The organism is Candidatus Glomeribacter gigasporarum BEG34, assembly GCF_000227585.1.
GTDB lineage: Bacteria > Pseudomonadota > Gammaproteobacteria > Burkholderiales > Burkholderiaceae > Glomeribacter > Glomeribacter gigasporarum_B.
The window spans coordinates 661-1,431 of the sequence record NZ_CAFB01000024.1; the positions used below are offsets into that span (position 1 = coordinate 661).

Here is a 771-nt window from a genome sequence, read left to right on the forward strand (position 1 = left end):
AAAACGGTTATATTGTCACGCGCGGCGGGCGCGCCGGGAATGCGACCGCTGCCAGCGTTCCCGGCGTTTTCGCGGCCGGCGATGTGCAGGATCATATTTATCGGCAGGCGATTACCAGCGCCAGCTCCGGCTGCATGGCCGCGCTCGATGCGCAGCGCTATTTGGAGCAGTAAGTCTATTGCCCAGATCTTACAAACCGATCATCGGAGAAATCTATGATACGTATATTGATTATTTGGTTGATTAATGCACTCGCTCTGTTTGTTTTGCCGTATATCATTTCATCCATCCAAATCCGCGGCTTTGGCACGGCCTTGGTTGCAGCGGTTGTGCTTGGCTTGATCAATGCGTTGATCCGGCCACTGCTCGTGCTGCTCACCTTGCCTGTGACGATGATTACGCTGGGCCTTTTTATTTTTGTGATTAATGCGCTGCTTTTCCAGTTTGCCGCCTGGATGCTGAAAGGTTTTGAGGTCGCGGATTTCTGGTCCGCGTTGTTCGGCTCCATTCTGTATAGCCTGATTTCGTGGCTGTTGGCCTGGTTGATACTTGGAAGAACGGAATCCAGCCTCTAAATATTATGTTTTATCAAGCGACTATGCGTCAACGCGCGCGTCTGCATTGCCGGCTGATCTCAGTGAAAGACCCGGATGACTATCCAAGAAAGACTGGTTTAAAATTGAACAATAAAAGCGAAATTTTCAATGAGATTCTTTATGTCAATGACGCCGCGCGTAAAACACTATTTGCTTTCCATACTGCACATCTCTG

General features: G+C 49.5%; 1 protein-coding gene and 1 pseudogene. Both read left to right on the forward strand.

Annotation, left to right across the window (positions count from 1 at the left end; translation table 11 throughout):
* A pseudogene (locus CAGGBEG34_RS12050) lies at positions 1-173 on the forward strand (thioredoxin-disulfide reductase); the annotation flags it as partial.
* A 42-nt stretch (positions 174-215) separates the two neighbouring features.
* Complete coding sequence (locus CAGGBEG34_RS00455; protein WP_006681968.1) at positions 216-575, forward strand: phage holin family protein; 360 nt, start codon at positions 216-218, stop codon at positions 573-575.
* Positions 576-771: the final 196 nt, after the last annotated feature.

Bases quoted from the DNA above. Each gene is read 5' to 3' on its own strand.
- CAGGBEG34_RS00455 (WP_006681968.1), top strand. From the start codon at position 216: ATGATACGTATATTGATTATTTGGTTGATTAATGCACTCGCTCTGTTT.